The sequence below is a fragment of the Mycobacterium lehmannii genome, from assembly GCF_002245535.1.
Lineage (GTDB): Bacteria > Actinomycetota > Actinomycetes > Mycobacteriales > Mycobacteriaceae > Mycobacterium > Mycobacterium lehmannii.
Map to the genome: position 1 here is coordinate 1 of NZ_NKCN01000024.1, position 15,046 is coordinate 15,046.

A 15,046-nucleotide genomic window follows, 5' to 3' on the forward strand; every position below is an offset into this window, starting at 1 on the left:
GCCGCCGCCTCCGCCGCCGGGCGATCCGTTCGCCCCGCCGCCGCCTCCGCCGCCGGCTCCGATGCCGGGCGCCCCGTTGGCGCCCCCGCCGCCGCCTCCTCCGGCCGACCCGTTCGCGCCGCCGCCGCCGGCTCCGATGCCTCCGGCCTGAGCGTGACCCGCGCCCGGATAGCCTCTGCGGCGTGATCGTGCTTCTTCCGCCCTCGGAGACCAAACGGGTCGGAGGCGACGGGCCCCCACTGCGGCTGGAGTCGCTCAGCTCGCCTGAGCTCGGGCCCCTACGCGCCGAACTGCTCGACGAGCTGGCAAAACTGGCCGCCGACCGGCCTGCATGCCGGCGCGCCCTGGGGCTCTCCGCATCACAGGACGCCGAGATCGAGCGCAACGCGCAGTTGCGCGTCGCGCCGACGTTGCCGGCGATCAGCCGCTACACCGGCGTCCTCTACGACGCGCTGGACGTCGGATCGCTTCGCGGGGCCGCCGCAGCGCGGGCAAGGGCACGGCTGGCCGTCGGCTCTGCCTTGTTCGGACTGCTGCGCGCCGACGATCCGGTCCCGGCCTATCGGCTCTCGGCGGCGTCGAAGCTTCCCGGCCGGCCGTCATTGGCGACGAGGTGGCGCCCACTGCTGGAACCCGTGCTGGCCGACTGGGCCGTTGACGACCTGGTCGTCGACGTCCGCTCCGGTTCGTATGCGGCGCTCGGCCGGCTGCCCAATGCGGTACGGGTGGACGTGGTCGCCGAGCATCCAGACGGGCGCCGCAGCGTGGTGACCCACTTCAACAAGGCGCACAAGGGGCGACTCGCCCGCGTACTGGCGAGCTCGCGATCCGAACCCGCGGATGCGGCCGCGGTCGCAGCTGTGGCGCGGCGCGCGGGTATGCGGGTGGAACGCCGCGGAGACGAGTTGACCGTCGTCGTCGCCGCCTGAGCGGACCGCCGTCAGATCTTGACGATCATGTCGCTGGTGTAGAACTCCTTGGGGTCCTGGGAGAACGGGTCGGGCCGCGTGATCCACACCCACGCCCCCGTCGCTCCCGGTTCGATGCTGTCGTGGAGGCTGACGGTGCCGTGACCGACACCGTTGGTTTGCAACGGAGCCATGGCGACACCGGGATCGCTGCCGAGGCACGGCGCCGACGACGGCCGCGGAACCTGAATGAGCCGGACGTCGTAGCGCGTGTTGGGTATGGCCACGTCGAGCGTGACATCCGCGGACAGATTCGACCCGCTCGACCTGATGACGCTCGTGCCCCGCCCATAGCCGGTCGGGCCGTTGTAGTCGGTCTCGCTGAAATCGCAACGCCGCGACACCTGGTTCATCGGGACGAAGGTGTCATTGGCCGCCGCGATACCGGCGGTCAGTAACCCCAGGGGTGCCGCTGTCGTGAGCGCGGCGGCCGAGGCCATCAGTCGGATCGATCGGCGCATGTCTTCGTCCCCGTTCCTCATCCGCGGTGTGTAGCCACCGGATTGACCGTCGTCGCTACCGTAAACCACCCGCCACCCGCGCCGGAACGGTTCGCCGGGTGTTCGGCGCCTGGGCGATCAGTCCCGGCACTCGACGACGTCGTAGGCGCCGTCGGCATACCGCGCCCTGATCAACTTCTTGTCGAACTTGCCGACGCTGGTCTTGGGCACCTCCTCGACGAATGCCCAACGCTCCGGCAACCAGAATCGGGGCACGTTGTCGCTCAGATGTTTCCGCAATTCGTCGGGGGTGACGGACGCCTCGTCGTCGAGAACCACCGCCGCCAACGGCCGCTCCTGCCATCGATCGTCGGGCACCGCGACGACCGCCGCCTCGTACACGGCGGGGTGGTCCATGATGCGCAGCTCCAACTCCACCGACGAGATCCACTCCCCACCGGACTTGATCACGTCCTTGGCTCGGTCGGTCAACGTGATGAAGCCCTGCGGATCGATCTTTCCGACGTCGCCGGTGCGCAACCACCCCTCGTCGAACTTGCTCGAGTCGGCGTTGAGGTAGTACGACCCGGTGATCCACGGGCCGCGAATCTCGATCTCGCCCACGGCTTTCCCGTCGCTGGGAAGGACCGCGCCCTGGTCGTCGACGATGCGGATCTCCACACCGCACAATGCGCGGCCGGCCGCGGCCCGCAACGCCCAGTGGTCATCGCCGGTCACTTCCGGTGGCGGGACCGCAATCGCCGCGAGCGGAGAGGTTTCGGTCATACCCCAGCCCTGCCGGATGACGACGCCGAAGCGCTCCTGGTACTCCTTCATCATCGCCAGTGGGACCGCCGATCCGCCGCAGCAGACGTTGCGTAGCGACGAGATGTCCCTGTCCGGGTTGGCGTGCAAGAAGTTGAGCACGTCGTTCCATATCGTCGGCACCGCAGCCGACACCGTCGGGCGGTGCAGCTCGATCATGTCGACCAGCGGAGCGGCCTGCAGAAACCGGTCGGGCAGCAGCAGATCCGCGCCGGCCATCACCGACGCATACGGCTGACCCCACGCATTGGCGTGAAACATCGGAACGACCGTCAACACTCGGTCACCGTCGGCCAGACCGATGCCGTTGGCGGAGCACACGGCCATCGAGTGCAGGTACGTCGACCGGTGGCTGTAGACGACGCCCTTCGGGTTTCCGGTCGTGCCGCTGGTGTAACACATTGCGGCGGCGCTCTTTTCGTCAAGATCCGGCCAGTCGTACTCGAGCGGCTGCTCGGCGATGAGGTCGTCGTACCGAATCACCGTGGGGCCCGCGTCGGCGAGCTCGGAGATGTCGCCCTCCCCCACCACGACCACGGTGTGCACGGTCGTCAGCCGCGGCAGGATCGGTGCGAACAACGCCACGAGCGACATATCCACCAGCACAACGGAATCCTCGGCCTGGTTGGCGATGAACGCGACCTGATCGCCGCCCAGGCGGATGTTGAGTGTGTGCAGCACCGCGCCCATGCACGGCGCGGCGAAGTACGCCTCGAGGTGTTCCTGGTTGTTCCACATGAACGTAGCGACCCGTTGCCCCTCGGTCACTCCGAGCGCACGCAGCCCGTTGGCCAACTGGGCCACCCGGGTTCCGAGCTCGCCGAAGCTGATCTCCCGCGAACCGTCGGGCGTCGCGGTGATCACCTTGCGGCCGGAGTGCCACCCCGTGCCGTGTCGCAGGATCGTGGTCAGGGTCAGTGGAAAGTCCTGCATCGTGCTGTCCATCGGCACCTCCCGTGCGGCTGGCTCGATAGCGCCATGATGGTCCATGTCCTGGCGTTTCGACAGGAAACCGGGTATCGCGTCGCTAGCATCTGCGGTCATGGTCCAACCGAGCTATCCGCCCGCCTACCCGATGCCGCGGCCCCCGAAGCGGCCGGTGTCCGGCGCGGACATCGCGGCTTCGATAGTCGCCCTGGTGATGACCGCCGCGATGCTCGTCGTCGGTGCGGTGTTCGGGCTCTTCTCCCTCGCGTTCCTGGATCACTGCCCTCCCGAGAGTTGTAGCGAGGCGGGCGCGGTCGGCGCGATCATCAACGCGCTGTTGATCGCCGCCGCCATCGGTGTGGCCGGGTTGATCGTCACGGTCGTGCAGCTGGTGCGGCGTGCGCGTGGCTGGCCGTTCGCTCTGGGAACTTTCGGGCTCTGCCTGGCCACGCTCATCGTCGGCGGCTTCTTCTACACCTTGGCGGTCGGCTGAAACACCCGAGCGCCGCGGCGACTTGGCCTACCGTTGGTCGCGCGCCGAGCACACCCGCCGGCGTCACCTCAGATGGGAGGCTGCGTGTTACGCGATATCCGGGAGTTGACCGATTCACCGGAGGAGTACGCCGAGGAACTGCGGAGGCGGTGGGGCGGGCTTCTGAGCTATCGCTACATCGGCCGCAGTTACGCGCAGATGGACCTCGTCGAGGAGGACAACACGGTCACCGTGCGCCGCGATATGCGCGACGCCGCGGGTGGGCTGCTGTTCGCCGTGCTGGGCATCTCAGCACCCGAGAGCGGCCACATGTCCGACCTGGAGGCGGTGCCGAACCCGGTCATCCACTCCTGCCAGATCCTCGATCCGGGCCTGGGCGTGCGACGCTTCGAGGTGGTATCCGAGGAACTGAGGGTCGGCCGCCAGATGGGCTACAGCCGCGCGAAGATCGTCGACGCCGACAACCCGGATCGGGCGCTCGCGCTGATCGAGGGTCAGGGGGTCAGCATCGGCATCCCGCCCGAGGGACTGGAACGAATGGAGGCCAATCCCCTCGAGATCGTCGACTCCCCCGACCTGCCGCCGCTGTGGCAGGTGTTCGGCGGCCATCGTCGACCAGACGGCCGCTGGGGGCTGCCCGAACTGTCGGTCGAGGTCGCATCACCCGATGCGGCCCTGCACGTCGGACCGCAGTTCGTCATCCTCGAGACCGCCGCCATCGACGCCGCGGCCGCGGCCGCGGGAACCGACCGTCTCCACGGCGTGTCCTGCCATGTGATGTTCATGGCGCGCGGAAAGGCTGGCCCATTCCGGGTGGACACCGAAGTGGTGCGCGCGTCCGCCGACACGATCGCGGTGCGGGTGCTGATGCATGACGAGGGCGTCGACGACCGTGTCACCACCGCGGCGTCATACGTGTTTCGGATGGCCTGATCGCAATCAGCGGCCGGGCACCATGAGACACTTCCGCCATGGTTGTCGCAATCGCCCGCCCCAAGCTCGAGGGCAGCGTCGCTGTCGGTGAGGATCGACGTATCGGCTTCGCCGAGTTCGGTGACCCGCAAGGCCGCGCCATCTTCTGGCTGCACGGCACCCCGGGTGCCCGCCGCCAGATCCCGATGGAAGCGCGCATCTATGCCGAGAAGGCGAACATCCGCCTAATCGGCCTCGACCGGCCCGGCATCGGGTCCTCGACCCCGCATCGGTACGAGCGGGTCGTCGATTTCGCCGTCGATCTGCGCACCATCGCCGACACCCTGGGCATCGACAAGATGGCCGTCGTCGGCCTGTCCGGTGGAGGCCCGTACACGCTCGGGTGCGCGGCCGCGCTGCCGGACCGTGTGGTTGTGGCGAGCGTGATCGGCGGTGTCGCCCCCACCGTCGGCCCCGACGCGATCCCCGGTGGGCTGATGGGCAACCTCGGCACGCGCGTCGCGCCGCTGCTGCAGTACGCGGGAATTCCGATCGGCCTGCTGGCCTCGGCGCTGATCCGGTTTATCAAGCCGGTCGCTTCACCGGTCGCCGATCTGTACGGCCGGGTGTCACCCGAGGGGGACCGCCGCCTGCTGGCCCGCCCGGAGATCAAGGCGATGTTCCTCGACGATCTGCTCAACGGCAGCCGCAAACAACTGGCCGCACCGTTCTCCGACATCGTGGTCTTCGCCCGCGACTGGGGCTTCCGGCTCGACGAGATCGCGGTGCCCGTCCGGTGGTGGCACGGCGACGCCGACCACATCGTCCCGTTCAGGCATGGCGAGCACGTCGTGTCGAAACTTCGCGACGCCGAGCTGTACCCGATGCCGGGCGAGAGTCACCTCGCCGGCCTGGGCCGCGCCGAGGAGATCCTGCAGACGACGATGAAGGTCTGGGACGAACAGAAGAGCCAGCGCTCCTGACCGCTCAGCCCAGCGTTCCTGACCGCTCAGCTCAGCGTTTGAGCCAGCCGGACACCGTGGACAGGTCCCGGCTGTAGGCCATCAGGATGTCGTCGTGGTACAGCGCACCGCCGCTGATGGCGTCGTTTCCCTGCCAGATCACGTGGATACGCACCGGGCTGCGCGTGTAGTAGTCGGTACGGTCCGCCTCCCTGCGGTCCCATCCGACCTCTACGGCGCGTTCAGACATCTGCTCGCGCGCGTTCTCCGCCATCGGTACTCCTCCTGTGTCGGACCCGTACGTTAGCCGATCCGCATGGCACCGCTGCAGGAGGCTGCGGACGCGCATCAGTGCTCTGGCACCGCGAACGTGACCACGAGGACGTCGCGGCGCGCGGGTCGGGACGGATCGATGGGCAGGATGGATGTCACGCCATGAAGCGTACGACGGTCCGGATTACCCCGCCGATTTCGTGAACATCAGACGTCAGCTCAGTGCGCGGCGCAGCAAGTGCATGGCCACTGTGGTGGACCGCTCACGGATATCGGCGCGGTCACCGGGCATCCGCATCGATCTTGTGACCGCAGTACCGTCCGCCAGCTTCAGGCTGAAACACACGGTGCCGACCGGTTTCTCCTTCGTCCCGCCGCCCGGCCCGGCGATGCCGGTGATCGCGACCGCGGTGTCCGCGCCGAACCGGTTCAGCGCTCCGTCGGCCATCGCTTCGGCGACGGGTTCGGAGACAGCGCCATGCTTTTCGATCAGCGCGGGGTCGACGCCGAGCAACCCGGACTTGGCGTCATTCGCGTAAGCCACCACCGCGCCCGCGACGTACGCCGACGAACCCGCGAGGTCGGTCAGCCGCGCAGCCAACAGACCGCCGGTGCACGACTCCGCGGTCGCGATGCGCCGCCCGGTCAGCAGCCGGGCGACCTGGTCGTCGATTCGCGAGCCGTCCTCGGAGAAGACCGCGTCGCCATGACGATCGCGCAGCAACGCCATCAGGTCGGCGTAGGTCTCGGCGGCGTCGGGTTCGAACCGGGTGACGACCTCGAGTTCGCCGCGCCGCAGGCAGGTGGTGATCTCGAGCCGATCGAAGCCGTCGACCTCGCGTTCGGCGTCGCGCAGCGTGTCGGCCAGACCGGACTCCGGAAGCCCGAACATCCGCACCATCTCCTGGCGATACACCGTGCGGCCCGCTATCGCCTTCTGCACGGCGGCGGTCTGCAACGCCAGCGGCCACATGGGCTGCAGCTCGCGCGGCGGGCCGGGCAGCACGACGACCGTCGGCGAGCCGGGAACTACCACACCCGGTGCGGTGCCCACCGGATCGATGACGTCGGCGCCTTCGGGGATCAGGGCCTGTTTGCGGTTGGCCACCCGGATCGCTTCGGCGTCGACGTCCGGGAAGCGTGCCATCAGCCGCGACACGATGTCGGCGATCTTCTCCTCGAGTCGGTTGTCCAACATCAACTCTCGGCCGCTGAACCGAGCCACGGTGTCGACGGTCAAATCGTCGGCAGTGGGCCCCAGGCCGCCGGTGGTGATGATGAGGTCCACACCCTCGTCGGCCAGGAAACGCAGCTGGGCCTCGATGTCGCCGCGCCGGTCGCCGCACATCGTGATGTGTGCCAGTTCGACACCCAACTCCAGCAGCCGGTCGGCCAGCCAGGGTCCGTTGAGGTCTTGGATCCGGCCGGTGAGAACTTCCGTACCGGTGACGACGATGCCCGCGCGTGCGCTCACGATTGATGACATTACGCACCCGACACAGCGGCGGCGCACGGCGGTAATGTCGTTACCCATGACCGCGCCCAAGTCGCTTCGCGAGTTGTTCGACCAACTCGGCCTGACCGAGGTGCCGTCACCCGAGGGCACCGTGACGATGGAGATGCCGGTCGACGAGCGGACCACCAACACCGCGGGCGGTCTGCAGGGCGGCTTGATCGCGACGATGGCCGACGTGACGGCGGGTCAACTCGCCTCTCGAGTCACCCCGTTCGGCCACGCCATCGCCACCACGGACCTGTTCATCCGCTACCTGCGGCCCATCAAGATCGGGCCGGCGAGGGCGGTCGCGCGGATTCTGCGTACCGGGAAACGTTCGGCGGTCGTGCAGGTCGACATCTACCGCGGCAACGACGACGAAATCGGAGCGACCGCGACGGTGAACTTCGCCGCCGTCGACTGACCTGACCCGGACCGCGCCCGCCGACTAGCCCCTGGCCGACCAGACCCCTGGCCGACCAGACCCCTGGCCGATTGTGGGGTTATGTCACGCTCGCGGCGCGGAAGACGTGCGGGTAACCCACGTTCGGCGCCAGATCTACTGTGCGAGATCTACTTGTGCGGGACGTCGTTGGTCAGGCCGCCGTCCATGACGTACTCTGCGCCGGTCGAGTATCGGGACTCGTCGCTGGCCAGGAACACCACGAACGTGGCGACCTCCTCGGGCTGACCGGGCCGGCCCAACGGAATCCGCAGCATGTTGTCCGGGAAGTGTTTGGTCATCGGGGTGCGGATGAAGCCGGGATGCACCGAATTCACCCGAATGTTGTGCGACCCCAGCTCGAGTGCCGCCGACTTGGTCAGCCCGCGCACCGCCCACTTGGAGGCGACGTACGGGTGCACCATCACCGCGCCGCGCAATCCCTCGATCGACGAGATGTTGATGATCGACCCGCCGCCCGCGGCCTTCATCGCCTCAACCGAATGCTGCATGCCGAGGAAGGTGCCGGTGAGGTTGACGTCGATGACCTTCTGCCACTTGGCCATGTCGAACTGACCGATCTGCCCGAGCGCGACCGTGCCCGCGTTGTTCACCAACACGTTGAGCTTGCCGAATTCGTTGACCGCGGTGGCGACCGCGGCCTCCCACTGGTCGGCCTGGGTGACGTCGAGGTGCACGTAGCGGGCGGACTCGCCGATCTCCTCGGCCAGCGCCTTGCCCTTCTCGTCGAGGATGTCGCCGATTACCACCTTGGCACCCTCGGCAACCAGTGCACGGGCATCGGCCGCGCCCATCCCCTGCGCTCCGCCACTGATCAGAGCCACCTTGTCGTCCACACGTCCCATGGGGCGTCAGGCTACCGCACCCCGCGCAGAACTAGAACCTGTTCCAATTTGGCTGGCCAGCACGCATACTGCTGGCCATGGCTATTCGGGTGGCGCTCATCGGAACCGGCAACTGCGGCAGCCTCGCGCTGAAGCAACTCATCGACGATGCGCGGTTCGATCTCACCGGCGTCTGGGTCGCGTCAGAGGCCAAGGTGGGCAAGGACGCCGGCGAACTAGCCGGCCTCGACGTCACCACCGGAGTGACCGCGGTCGATGATCTCGACGCGATCATCGCCGGCGCACCGGAGTGCGTCGTCTACTGCGCGATGGGCGACACCCGACTGCCCGACGCGATGGCCGACGTGCGCAAGATCCTCGCGGCGGGCATCGATGTGGTCGGCTCCGGTCTCGGCGTATTGCAGTACCCGTGGCGGGTGATCCCTGACAAGTACATTCAGCGAGTCGAAGACGCTGCCCGAGAAGGGAGTTCGACGGTCTTCATGACGGGCGTCGACCCTGGCTTCGTGACCGACCTGCTCCCCTTCGCGCTCGCCGGAACGTGTCAGAGCATCGAACAGATCCGCACGATGGAGATCGCCGACTACGCGAGCTACGACGGCGCCACGGTGATGTTCGATGTGATGGGTTTCGGCAACGAGATCGGTGACCTCCCGATGCTGTACCAGCCGGGGGTGCTGAGCATCGCCTGGGGCACCGCGATCCGGCAGCTCGCCGCGGGTCTGGGCATCGAGGTCGACGAGATCAAGGATTCCGTCGAACAGGAGCCTGCTCCCGAGGACTTCGACGTCGCGGTCGGCACGATCAAGAAGGGCACGGTGGCCGCCGTGCGCTTCTTGATCGAGGGCATGGTCAAAGGCCGGCCGGCGATCGTCGTCGAGCACGTCACCCGGTTGCGCGGCGACCTGCGACCGGATTGGGCCCAACCCGCACAGCCGGGCGGTTCGTACCGTGTCGAGATCACCGGCGAACCGTCCTATGTCATGGACATCTGCCCGACCAGTCGCAACGGCGACCACAACTACGCGGCGATCCTGGCCGCGGCCGGCCGCATCGTCAACGCGATCCCGGACGTGGTGGCGGCCGCGCCGGGGATCCGGACCACTTTGGACATGCCGCTCGTGACGGGCAAGGGGTTGTACTCGGCTCAGTAGGCTGACGAAGCTATGAGCCTGCAGCCGGCGATACCCAAACGCGTGGACGCGGTAGCCGAAGTCGCCGCGAGCCCGCAGGGTCCCCGCGTCGGAGCGTTCTTCGACCTCGACGGCACGCTGGTCGACGGCTTCACGGCCACGGCACACGCCGCCGACCGCATCCGTCGCAGACAGGCGCGCATCGGCGAGGTGCTCGGTGTGGTCGAAGCGTCGCTGCGATACCGGTTGGGCCGCATGCAATTCGAGCGACTTCTCACCCGCGCGGCCGGTTATCTACGCGGCGAGTCCCTGGCCGAACTCGACGAGCTCGGCGAGCGGCTCTTCGTCGAACGGGTGGCGGCGCGCGTGTTCCCCTACATGCACGAGATCGTCCAAGCCCACCAGCAGCGCGGTCACACCGTCGTGCTCAGCAGCTCGGCGCTGACCATCCACGCCGAGCCCGTCGCCCGGTTCACCGGGATCGACCACGTGTTGTGCAACCACTTCGAGACCGACGACGCTGGGCTCCTCACCGGCCGGATCCGGAAGCCCGTCATCTGGGGAGCCAACAAATCGACCGCGGTGCAGCGTTTCTGTCAGGCCAATGACGTTGAGCTGCATCGAAGTTACTTCTACGCCGACGGCGACGAGGACTCGGTGTTGATGGCTCTGGTCGGCAATCCGCGGCCGGTGAACCCGCGCCCCGGGCTCGCCGCGATGGCGGCCGAAAACGGGTGGCCTGTGTTGCAGGTCGAGGGGTCGAGCAACCGCAGGCGGGTGTCGTTGCGCCGGTTCATCGGTTACGACTGAGCGCGCCGAGCGTCGGGAATATGACGGGATCTGGGCCGAATCGCGTCATAAAGCCGACTCTCGGCGAAGGATTGGACCGGTGACCGCAAAGTTCAACGACGTCGCCGCGGTCGTCGCGACGCGCGACTTCGGGCGCGGCCCGGTCCTGGTACTGCGAGGTCATGGGGCGCGGCCCCGACCTCGAGCCGATCGAGGGCGTCGCCGAGTGGCAGATCGCCGCGACGGCGTGGCTGCAGCTGGTGGCGGACCACTCGCGGGCGGGCCGGTCGGCGGTCCGGATCGGGGTCGACGATCTCGACGCACAGATCGCCGAGTTGGCGGGGGTCGGCATCGACACCGGAGAGGTCGTCGTGATCGCCGATCTGGTGAAGGTCGTCGACGTCGTCGACCCGGACGGTAACGAGGTCTCTTTCGTGCAAGACCTCGGTGCGTACTAAACTAGAACACGTTTCAATTTGAGCGGTGACCATCAAGGAGCAGGTATGCGCACCCCGATCTGTAACGACCTCGGCATCGAGTATCCGATCTTCGCGTTCACCCACTGCCGGGACGTGGTGGTCGCCGTGAGCAAGGCCGGCGGTTTCGGCGTGCTCGGCGCCGTCGGATACACCCCGGAACAGCTCGAAATCGAGCTCAAGTGGATCGACGAGAACATCGGCGACCACCCGTACGGCGTGGACATCGTGATCCCGAACAAGTACGAGGGCATGGACTCCGCCGATATGGATCCGGAGGTGCTCAAGAAGACGCTCAACGATCTCGTCCCGCAGGAGCACATCGACTTCGCCAAGAAGATCCTCTCCGAGCATGGCGTTCCGGTCGATCACAGCGACGACGACGCGTTGCAACTGCTCGGCTGGACCGAGGCCACCGCCACCCCGCAGGTCGAGGTCGCGCTGCGGCATCCGAAGTGCACGCTGATCGCCAACGCGCTCGGCACTCCCCCCGCCGACATGATCAAGCACATCCACGACGAAGGCCGTAAGGTCGCCGCGCTGTGCGGGTCACCTTCGCAGGCGCGCAAACACGCCGACGCCGGGGTGGACATCATCATCGCCCAGGGCGGCGAGGCCGGCGGGCACTGCGGCGAGATCGGCTCGATCGTGCTGTGGCCGCAGGTCGTCAAGGAGGTCGCGCCGGTGCCCGTGCTGGCCGCAGGCGGCATCGGCAGCGGCGAGCAGATCGCTGCCGCGCTGGCGCTCGGGACGCAAGGCGCCTGGACGGGTTCGCAGTGGGTGATGGTGGAGGAGTCGGAGAACACTCCGGTTCAGCACGCCGCGTACGTCAAGGCCACCAGCAAGGACACTGTGCGCAGCCGGTCGTTCACCGGTAAGCCCGCGCGGATGCTGCGCAACGAGTGGACCGAGGCGTGGGAGGACCCCAACAACCCCGAGCCGCTCGGAATGCCGTTGCAGTACATGGTTTCCGGGATGGCGGTGGCTGCCACCCACAAGTACCCGAACGAGTCCGTCGACGTGGCGTTCAACCCGATCGGTCAGGTGGTCGGGCAGTTCAGCAAGGTCGAGAAGACCGCGACGGTGATCGAGCGCTGGGTGCAGGAGTACCTCGAGGCGACCGGCAGGCTCGACGAGATCAACGAGGCCGCCTCGGTCTAGAAGTGGCTCGCCGCACGGACGATGGCGCCGGTGTAGGCGCAGTCCCTGCGCGTCGATGTACTGAGCGTGGCCCGCTGATCTTGGGGTACTCGGGTACCCATGACGCACATAAGACGGTGGGGGGCCGTATACATACTGCTCCTGCTGTTCGTCGGCTCGTGGCTCGGCCAGTTCTTCACCCAACTGGCCGAGTTCACGAGCACCCAGCAGCAGCATGGGCAACCGTTCATATGGGGTGAATACCTCCACCAGTTCTTCGCGAGCACCTTCGAGAACTGGCAGAGCGAGTGGTTGCAACTGATCTTCCAGGCGATCTTGCTGCTCGGTGCCAAGCACTGGTTGTTCAAGGTCGACGCTGAGGATCTGGAGCGCATCGAAGCCAAGATCGACGACATCAAAGACCGGTTGGGCCTGCCTACACCCCCACCGTGAGAAGCCGCTGGGTGGCCCGTTCCACCACTTCGCGTCGGGTTAGTCCGGCGTGGTCGGCGGCGATGAAGTGACCGCCGATCGCCAGCGAGAAGGCGAGCATGGCGCGAGCCTCGACATCGGCGGCGTCCTCCACGAAAGTGCCGATGAGAGCACGCAGGTACTCCATCCGGCGGTTGTCGACGCGACGAAGGCGCCGCGCCACCGCGCGGTCGCGGCGAGCCCAGTCGCGCACCGCCAGGTCGACCGGGAGGAGCTCTTTGGAGAACGTGAGCAGGCCCGCCTTGCGGACCTTCGCTCTGGCGTCGCCACCCTCGGACTCCACACGTGCGAGCACATCGTCGGTGCTCCGCCGTTCCCACGACTCCAACAGTGCGTCGAGGAAGTCCTGCCGATTGGTGAAGTGCCAATAGAAGCCGCCACGCGTGACGCCCAACGCTTTGGCGAGTAAATCCACCCGAACGGCGTCCGGCCCACCCGCTGCCAACGCCTCGAGTCCGGCGTCGATCCACCCGTTCCGTGGTGTGCGGATTTGAGCGACCATTCCTATCCCCTTCGTTCGGACCTTGACGGCGTTACGAATTCAAGCATACAGTGATGTATGTTTGGCGCTGAGCGGCTCAACAGCAGCGAGCATGTCGCTCGGCCCTGGCGGATCCACGAAATCGCCGAGGGCTTCGAGGTTCTCGACGTCTGGGCGTTGCCGACACCGGGACGGCGCGATGACTTCGACGAACTCGTGACGCTGTGGCGCACATTCGATCCCGCGCGGACCTCCCCCGTCGTGCGCTTTCTGTTCGCCACCCGGTGGGCGCTGGGCAGGTTGTTCGCGCTCGACACGCCAGAGGCGAGCACGGGGGTACGCGTCCCTACCCTGCGAGACCGGCTCATTCCCGAATTACGAGAAACTGCAACGAAACTCGCTGTTGATCACGCCCATTTTCAGCCCCTGTATCGCATCGACGACGAGTTCGCGATGGAGATCGCCAATCGAACCGTTCACGGGGTGCTGCACGTCGGCTGGGCCGTTGACGCCACGGGTGTTTACCGCGCGCAGATGGCGGTGCTGGTCCGGCCCAACGGGGTGATGGGCCGGATGTATTTGCGCGCGATCGCTCCCGTCCGTCACCTGGTCGTCTACCCGCTGATGCTGCGCGACATCGGCCGACTGTGGCGCAGCAGGCCGGGTGCGACACGACACGAAGGCAGTGAACCATGACGAGAAGCCACGCCTCCGATCGTCGTGTTCGGCAGATCTCTCCACCCGAAGCGTTGCTCACCGCGAGCGCACTCGGGCGCATCGACTACGCCGACGCGTTCGAGGTCGACACCGAGCATCCACCCGAGCGCAGCGCCGAAGAATGGCTGCGGACAGTTTTGGAGGACGCTCCGCTGCACACCAGGATCCGGCTGTTGTCGGCGTGGTCGGCGATCGGGCTCAAGCTGCGGACGCCGGGTTCGGCCGGGTCGATACTCGGGTGGGACATCCGCGCCCGCGACGCCGATCTCGTGGTGGTCGGGACCCACTCACGGATCGGGATGCCGGCAGAACTGGTCCTGCGTCGCGAGCACGGCGGATTGCTGTTCGCGACGCTCGTCCGTCACAACAATGCCTTCGTGCGGGCTGTGTGGGCCACGATCGAGACGTCGCACGTCCAAACGGTCCGGTCGCTTCTCGAACGAGCCCGCCGCTATGGCGCGGGTGCCGGTGGAGTAGGCGCGGGCGGTGCGGGCGCTGTCGCGGGCGCGGGCGATGCGGGTGCGACCGGAACGTAGGGTCCGGGGTTCTGGTCCGGAATCGGCGTGTTCATGCCGCGCTGTGCGAGACCCATGATCAACGCTTCCTTACCGCTGATCTCATGCCTCTGGACGGCGTACCACAAGTCCTTCAGGTAGCTGACGTTCGGGCTCTCGTTTCCTCGGCCGGTCGGGTCCAGCACGGTCCCCGGCGGCAGCGCCTCCGGGCTCGCGAGATGCGGGACGGGCTCGGGCGGGGTGGCCGGTGCTTCGGCTTCTTCAGGCGCGGGCGGCGGTGCCGCGGGCGCAGGGCGCATCAACGCCAAGGGATCCGGGGCGGCTGCCGGTTGTGGGGCGGGCGCCGGCGCAGCGGCTTCCAGAACCGGTGCGCTGCTGGGCGCTGCGGGCGGCGGCGGCGGAGGAACCGGCGCGGCAGGTTCGGCGAGGGTCTGCGGCGCAGTGGCCATGAGTGCCGCTGCGATTGCCGCGCCAAGCAGCGAAAGCTTCTTCGGGTTGATGACGATCCTCACCGCTGCCCCCTTCCCGGGTTACCGCCGAAAGACCGGAGCACGGTCCTTCGACGGCGTCACTGTTGGTTCGAACAGTTTCGCAGAATTGTTACAGGAGTGCTCGTCGTGACGAAGAGGTCAATTTCCGCGCCGCAGAGAACACGTTCCACTTCTCTTTTCGTTGGACTTTCCCGAACCCGCCTCACCAG

Annotated in this window: 19 protein-coding genes and 1 pseudogene; 12 read left to right on the forward strand and 8 right to left on the reverse strand. The window is 67.3% G+C overall.

Annotated elements, in window-relative coordinates; translation table 11 throughout:
• The first annotated feature begins 182 nt into the window (after positions 1-182).
• The gene (gene yaaA, locus CEX87_RS21690) at positions 183-929 is read left to right on the forward strand and encodes a peroxide stress protein YaaA (protein ID WP_094289082.1); all 747 of its coding nucleotides are present in this window, start codon (positions 183-185) and stop codon (positions 927-929) included.
• An 11-nt stretch (positions 930-940) separates the two neighbouring features.
• On the opposite strand, the gene CEX87_RS21695 is transcribed toward yaaA, so the two are convergent.
• Positions 941-1,450: a hypothetical protein gene (locus tag CEX87_RS21695; protein ID WP_064394156.1), complete on the reverse strand. Its 510-nt coding sequence runs from the start codon at positions 1,448-1,450 to the stop codon at positions 941-943.
• A gap of 96 nt (positions 1,451-1,546) precedes the next feature.
• Entirely contained in the window at positions 1,547-3,178 is a 1,632-nt protein-coding gene (locus tag CEX87_RS21700; protein ID WP_094289112.1) for a fatty acid--CoA ligase, read from the reverse strand.
• Positions 3,179-3,275: 97 nt separating this feature from the next.
• On the opposite strand from CEX87_RS21700, the gene CEX87_RS21705 reads away from it, so the two are divergent.
• From CEX87_RS21705 to CEX87_RS21715, 3 genes are all read left to right on the forward strand, one after another.
• A complete protein-coding gene (locus CEX87_RS21705) occupies positions 3,276-3,653 on the forward strand; it encodes a hypothetical protein (protein WP_064393795.1) in 378 nt (125 codons plus the stop codon).
• An 84-nt stretch (positions 3,654-3,737) separates the two neighbouring features.
• Positions 3,738-4,586, forward strand: a complete 849-nt coding sequence (locus CEX87_RS21710; protein ID WP_064394155.1) for an acyl-CoA thioesterase domain-containing protein — start codon at positions 3,738-3,740, stop codon at positions 4,584-4,586.
• Positions 4,587-4,624: 38 nt separating this feature from the next.
• Entirely contained in the window at positions 4,625-5,548 is a 924-nt protein-coding gene (locus CEX87_RS21715) for an alpha/beta fold hydrolase (protein WP_064419206.1), read from the forward strand.
• A gap of 31 nt (positions 5,549-5,579) precedes the next feature.
• On the opposite strand, the gene CEX87_RS21720 is transcribed toward CEX87_RS21715, so the two are convergent.
• The 3 genes and pseudogenes from CEX87_RS21720 to CEX87_RS21730 form a co-directional block, all read right to left on the reverse strand.
• A complete protein-coding gene (locus CEX87_RS21720; RefSeq protein WP_064393793.1) occupies positions 5,580-5,801 on the reverse strand; it encodes a hypothetical protein in 222 nt (73 codons plus the stop codon).
• A gap of 74 nt (positions 5,802-5,875) precedes the next feature.
• Positions 5,876-5,980, reverse strand: a pseudogene (locus CEX87_RS21725) (2OG-Fe dioxygenase family protein); the annotation flags it as partial.
• Positions 5,981-6,014: 34 nt separating this feature from the next.
• Complete coding sequence (locus tag CEX87_RS21730; protein WP_094289086.1) at positions 6,015-7,274, reverse strand: competence/damage-inducible protein A; 1,260 nt, start codon at positions 7,272-7,274, stop codon at positions 6,015-6,017.
• Between the two features lie 58 nt (positions 7,275-7,332).
• On the opposite strand from CEX87_RS21730, the gene CEX87_RS21735 reads away from it, so the two are divergent.
• On the forward strand, positions 7,333-7,719 hold the full coding sequence (locus CEX87_RS21735) for a PaaI family thioesterase (protein ID WP_094289088.1): 387 nt from the start codon (positions 7,333-7,335) through the stop codon (positions 7,717-7,719).
• 149 nt (positions 7,720-7,868) lie between these two features.
• On the opposite strand, the gene CEX87_RS21740 is transcribed toward CEX87_RS21735, so the two are convergent.
• Positions 7,869-8,603 carry a glucose 1-dehydrogenase gene (locus tag CEX87_RS21740; RefSeq protein ID WP_064393791.1) on the reverse strand — a complete coding sequence of 245 codons (735 nt, stop codon included), beginning with the start codon at positions 8,601-8,603 and terminating at the stop codon, positions 7,869-7,871.
• Positions 8,604-8,680: 77 nt separating this feature from the next.
• On the opposite strand from CEX87_RS21740, the gene CEX87_RS21745 reads away from it, so the two are divergent.
• From CEX87_RS21745 to CEX87_RS21765, 5 genes are all read left to right on the forward strand, one after another.
• Positions 8,681-9,757 carry an NAD(P)H-dependent amine dehydrogenase family protein gene (locus CEX87_RS21745; RefSeq protein ID WP_064393790.1) on the forward strand — a complete coding sequence of 359 codons (1,077 nt, stop codon included), beginning with the start codon at positions 8,681-8,683 and terminating at the stop codon, positions 9,755-9,757.
• Between the two features lie 12 nt (positions 9,758-9,769).
• Positions 9,770-10,546 (forward strand): HAD family hydrolase, encoded by a 777-nt coding sequence (locus CEX87_RS21750; protein WP_094289090.1) that lies wholly within the window; start codon positions 9,770-9,772, stop codon positions 10,544-10,546.
• Between the two features lie 161 nt (positions 10,547-10,707).
• Positions 10,708-10,983 carry a VOC family protein gene (locus CEX87_RS21755; RefSeq protein WP_233151471.1) on the forward strand — a complete coding sequence of 92 codons (276 nt, stop codon included), beginning with the start codon at positions 10,708-10,710 and terminating at the stop codon, positions 10,981-10,983.
• 45 nt (positions 10,984-11,028) lie between these two features.
• Complete coding sequence (locus tag CEX87_RS21760; RefSeq protein WP_064393787.1) at positions 11,029-12,162, forward strand: nitronate monooxygenase; 1,134 nt, start codon at positions 11,029-11,031, stop codon at positions 12,160-12,162.
• Between the two features lie 99 nt (positions 12,163-12,261).
• On the forward strand, positions 12,262-12,594 hold the full coding sequence (locus CEX87_RS21765; RefSeq protein ID WP_064393786.1) for a DUF6766 family protein: 333 nt from the start codon (positions 12,262-12,264) through the stop codon (positions 12,592-12,594).
• On the opposite strand, the gene CEX87_RS21770 is transcribed toward CEX87_RS21765, so the two are convergent.
• Positions 12,578-13,135: a TetR/AcrR family transcriptional regulator gene (locus CEX87_RS21770; protein WP_064427741.1), complete on the reverse strand. Its 558-nt coding sequence runs from the start codon at positions 13,133-13,135 to the stop codon at positions 12,578-12,580. The genes CEX87_RS21765 and CEX87_RS21770 overlap by 17 nt on opposite strands.
• A gap of 57 nt (positions 13,136-13,192) precedes the next feature.
• Between CEX87_RS21770 and CEX87_RS21775 the strand changes: the two genes are divergently transcribed.
• Together CEX87_RS21775 and CEX87_RS21780 are read left to right on the forward strand one after the other, a co-directional pair.
• Entirely contained in the window at positions 13,193-13,810 is a 618-nt protein-coding gene (locus tag CEX87_RS21775; RefSeq protein ID WP_064427740.1) for a DUF2867 domain-containing protein, read from the forward strand.
• Positions 13,807-14,367, forward strand: a complete 561-nt coding sequence (locus CEX87_RS21780; RefSeq protein ID WP_174522745.1) for a hypothetical protein — start codon at positions 13,807-13,809, stop codon at positions 14,365-14,367. Before CEX87_RS21775 ends, CEX87_RS21780 begins: the two co-directional genes overlap by 4 nt.
• Here the strand turns inward: CEX87_RS21780 and CEX87_RS21785 are convergent.
• Positions 14,283-14,858: a hypothetical protein gene (locus CEX87_RS21785; RefSeq protein ID WP_064427739.1), complete on the reverse strand. Its 576-nt coding sequence runs from the start codon at positions 14,856-14,858 to the stop codon at positions 14,283-14,285. The two genes, CEX87_RS21780 and CEX87_RS21785, sit on opposite strands and share 85 nt — an antisense overlap.
• Positions 14,859-15,046: the final 188 nt, after the last annotated feature.

Bases quoted from the DNA above. Each gene is read 5' to 3' on its own strand.
- CEX87_RS21695 (WP_064394156.1), bottom strand. From the start codon at position 1,450: ATGAGGAACGGGGACGAAGACATGCGCCGATCGATCCGACTGATGGCC.
- CEX87_RS21700 (WP_094289112.1), bottom strand. From the start codon at position 3,178: ATGGACAGCACGATGCAGGACTTTCCACTGACCCTGACCACGATCCTG.
- CEX87_RS21705 (WP_064393795.1), top strand. From the start codon at position 3,276: ATGGTCCAACCGAGCTATCCGCCCGCCTACCCGATGCCGCGGCCCCCG.
- CEX87_RS21715 (WP_064419206.1), top strand. From the start codon at position 4,625: ATGGTTGTCGCAATCGCCCGCCCCAAGCTCGAGGGCAGCGTCGCTGTC.
- CEX87_RS21720 (WP_064393793.1), bottom strand. From the start codon at position 5,801: ATGGCGGAGAACGCGCGCGAGCAGATGTCTGAACGCGCCGTAGAGGTC.
- CEX87_RS21735 (WP_094289088.1), top strand. From the start codon at position 7,333: ATGACCGCGCCCAAGTCGCTTCGCGAGTTGTTCGACCAACTCGGCCTG.
- CEX87_RS21740 (WP_064393791.1), bottom strand. From the start codon at position 8,603: ATGGGACGTGTGGACGACAAGGTGGCTCTGATCAGTGGCGGAGCGCAG.
- CEX87_RS21745 (WP_064393790.1), top strand. From the start codon at position 8,681: ATGGCTATTCGGGTGGCGCTCATCGGAACCGGCAACTGCGGCAGCCTC.
- CEX87_RS21750 (WP_094289090.1), top strand. From the start codon at position 9,770: ATGAGCCTGCAGCCGGCGATACCCAAACGCGTGGACGCGGTAGCCGAA.
- CEX87_RS21755 (WP_233151471.1), top strand. From the start codon at position 10,708: ATGGGGCGCGGCCCCGACCTCGAGCCGATCGAGGGCGTCGCCGAGTGG.
- CEX87_RS21760 (WP_064393787.1), top strand. From the start codon at position 11,029: ATGCGCACCCCGATCTGTAACGACCTCGGCATCGAGTATCCGATCTTC.
- CEX87_RS21765 (WP_064393786.1), top strand. From the start codon at position 12,262: ATGACGCACATAAGACGGTGGGGGGCCGTATACATACTGCTCCTGCTG.
- CEX87_RS21770 (WP_064427741.1), bottom strand. From the start codon at position 13,135: ATGGTCGCTCAAATCCGCACACCACGGAACGGGTGGATCGACGCCGGA.
- CEX87_RS21775 (WP_064427740.1), top strand. From the start codon at position 13,193: ATGTTTGGCGCTGAGCGGCTCAACAGCAGCGAGCATGTCGCTCGGCCC.
- CEX87_RS21780 (WP_174522745.1), top strand. From the start codon at position 13,807: ATGACGAGAAGCCACGCCTCCGATCGTCGTGTTCGGCAGATCTCTCCA.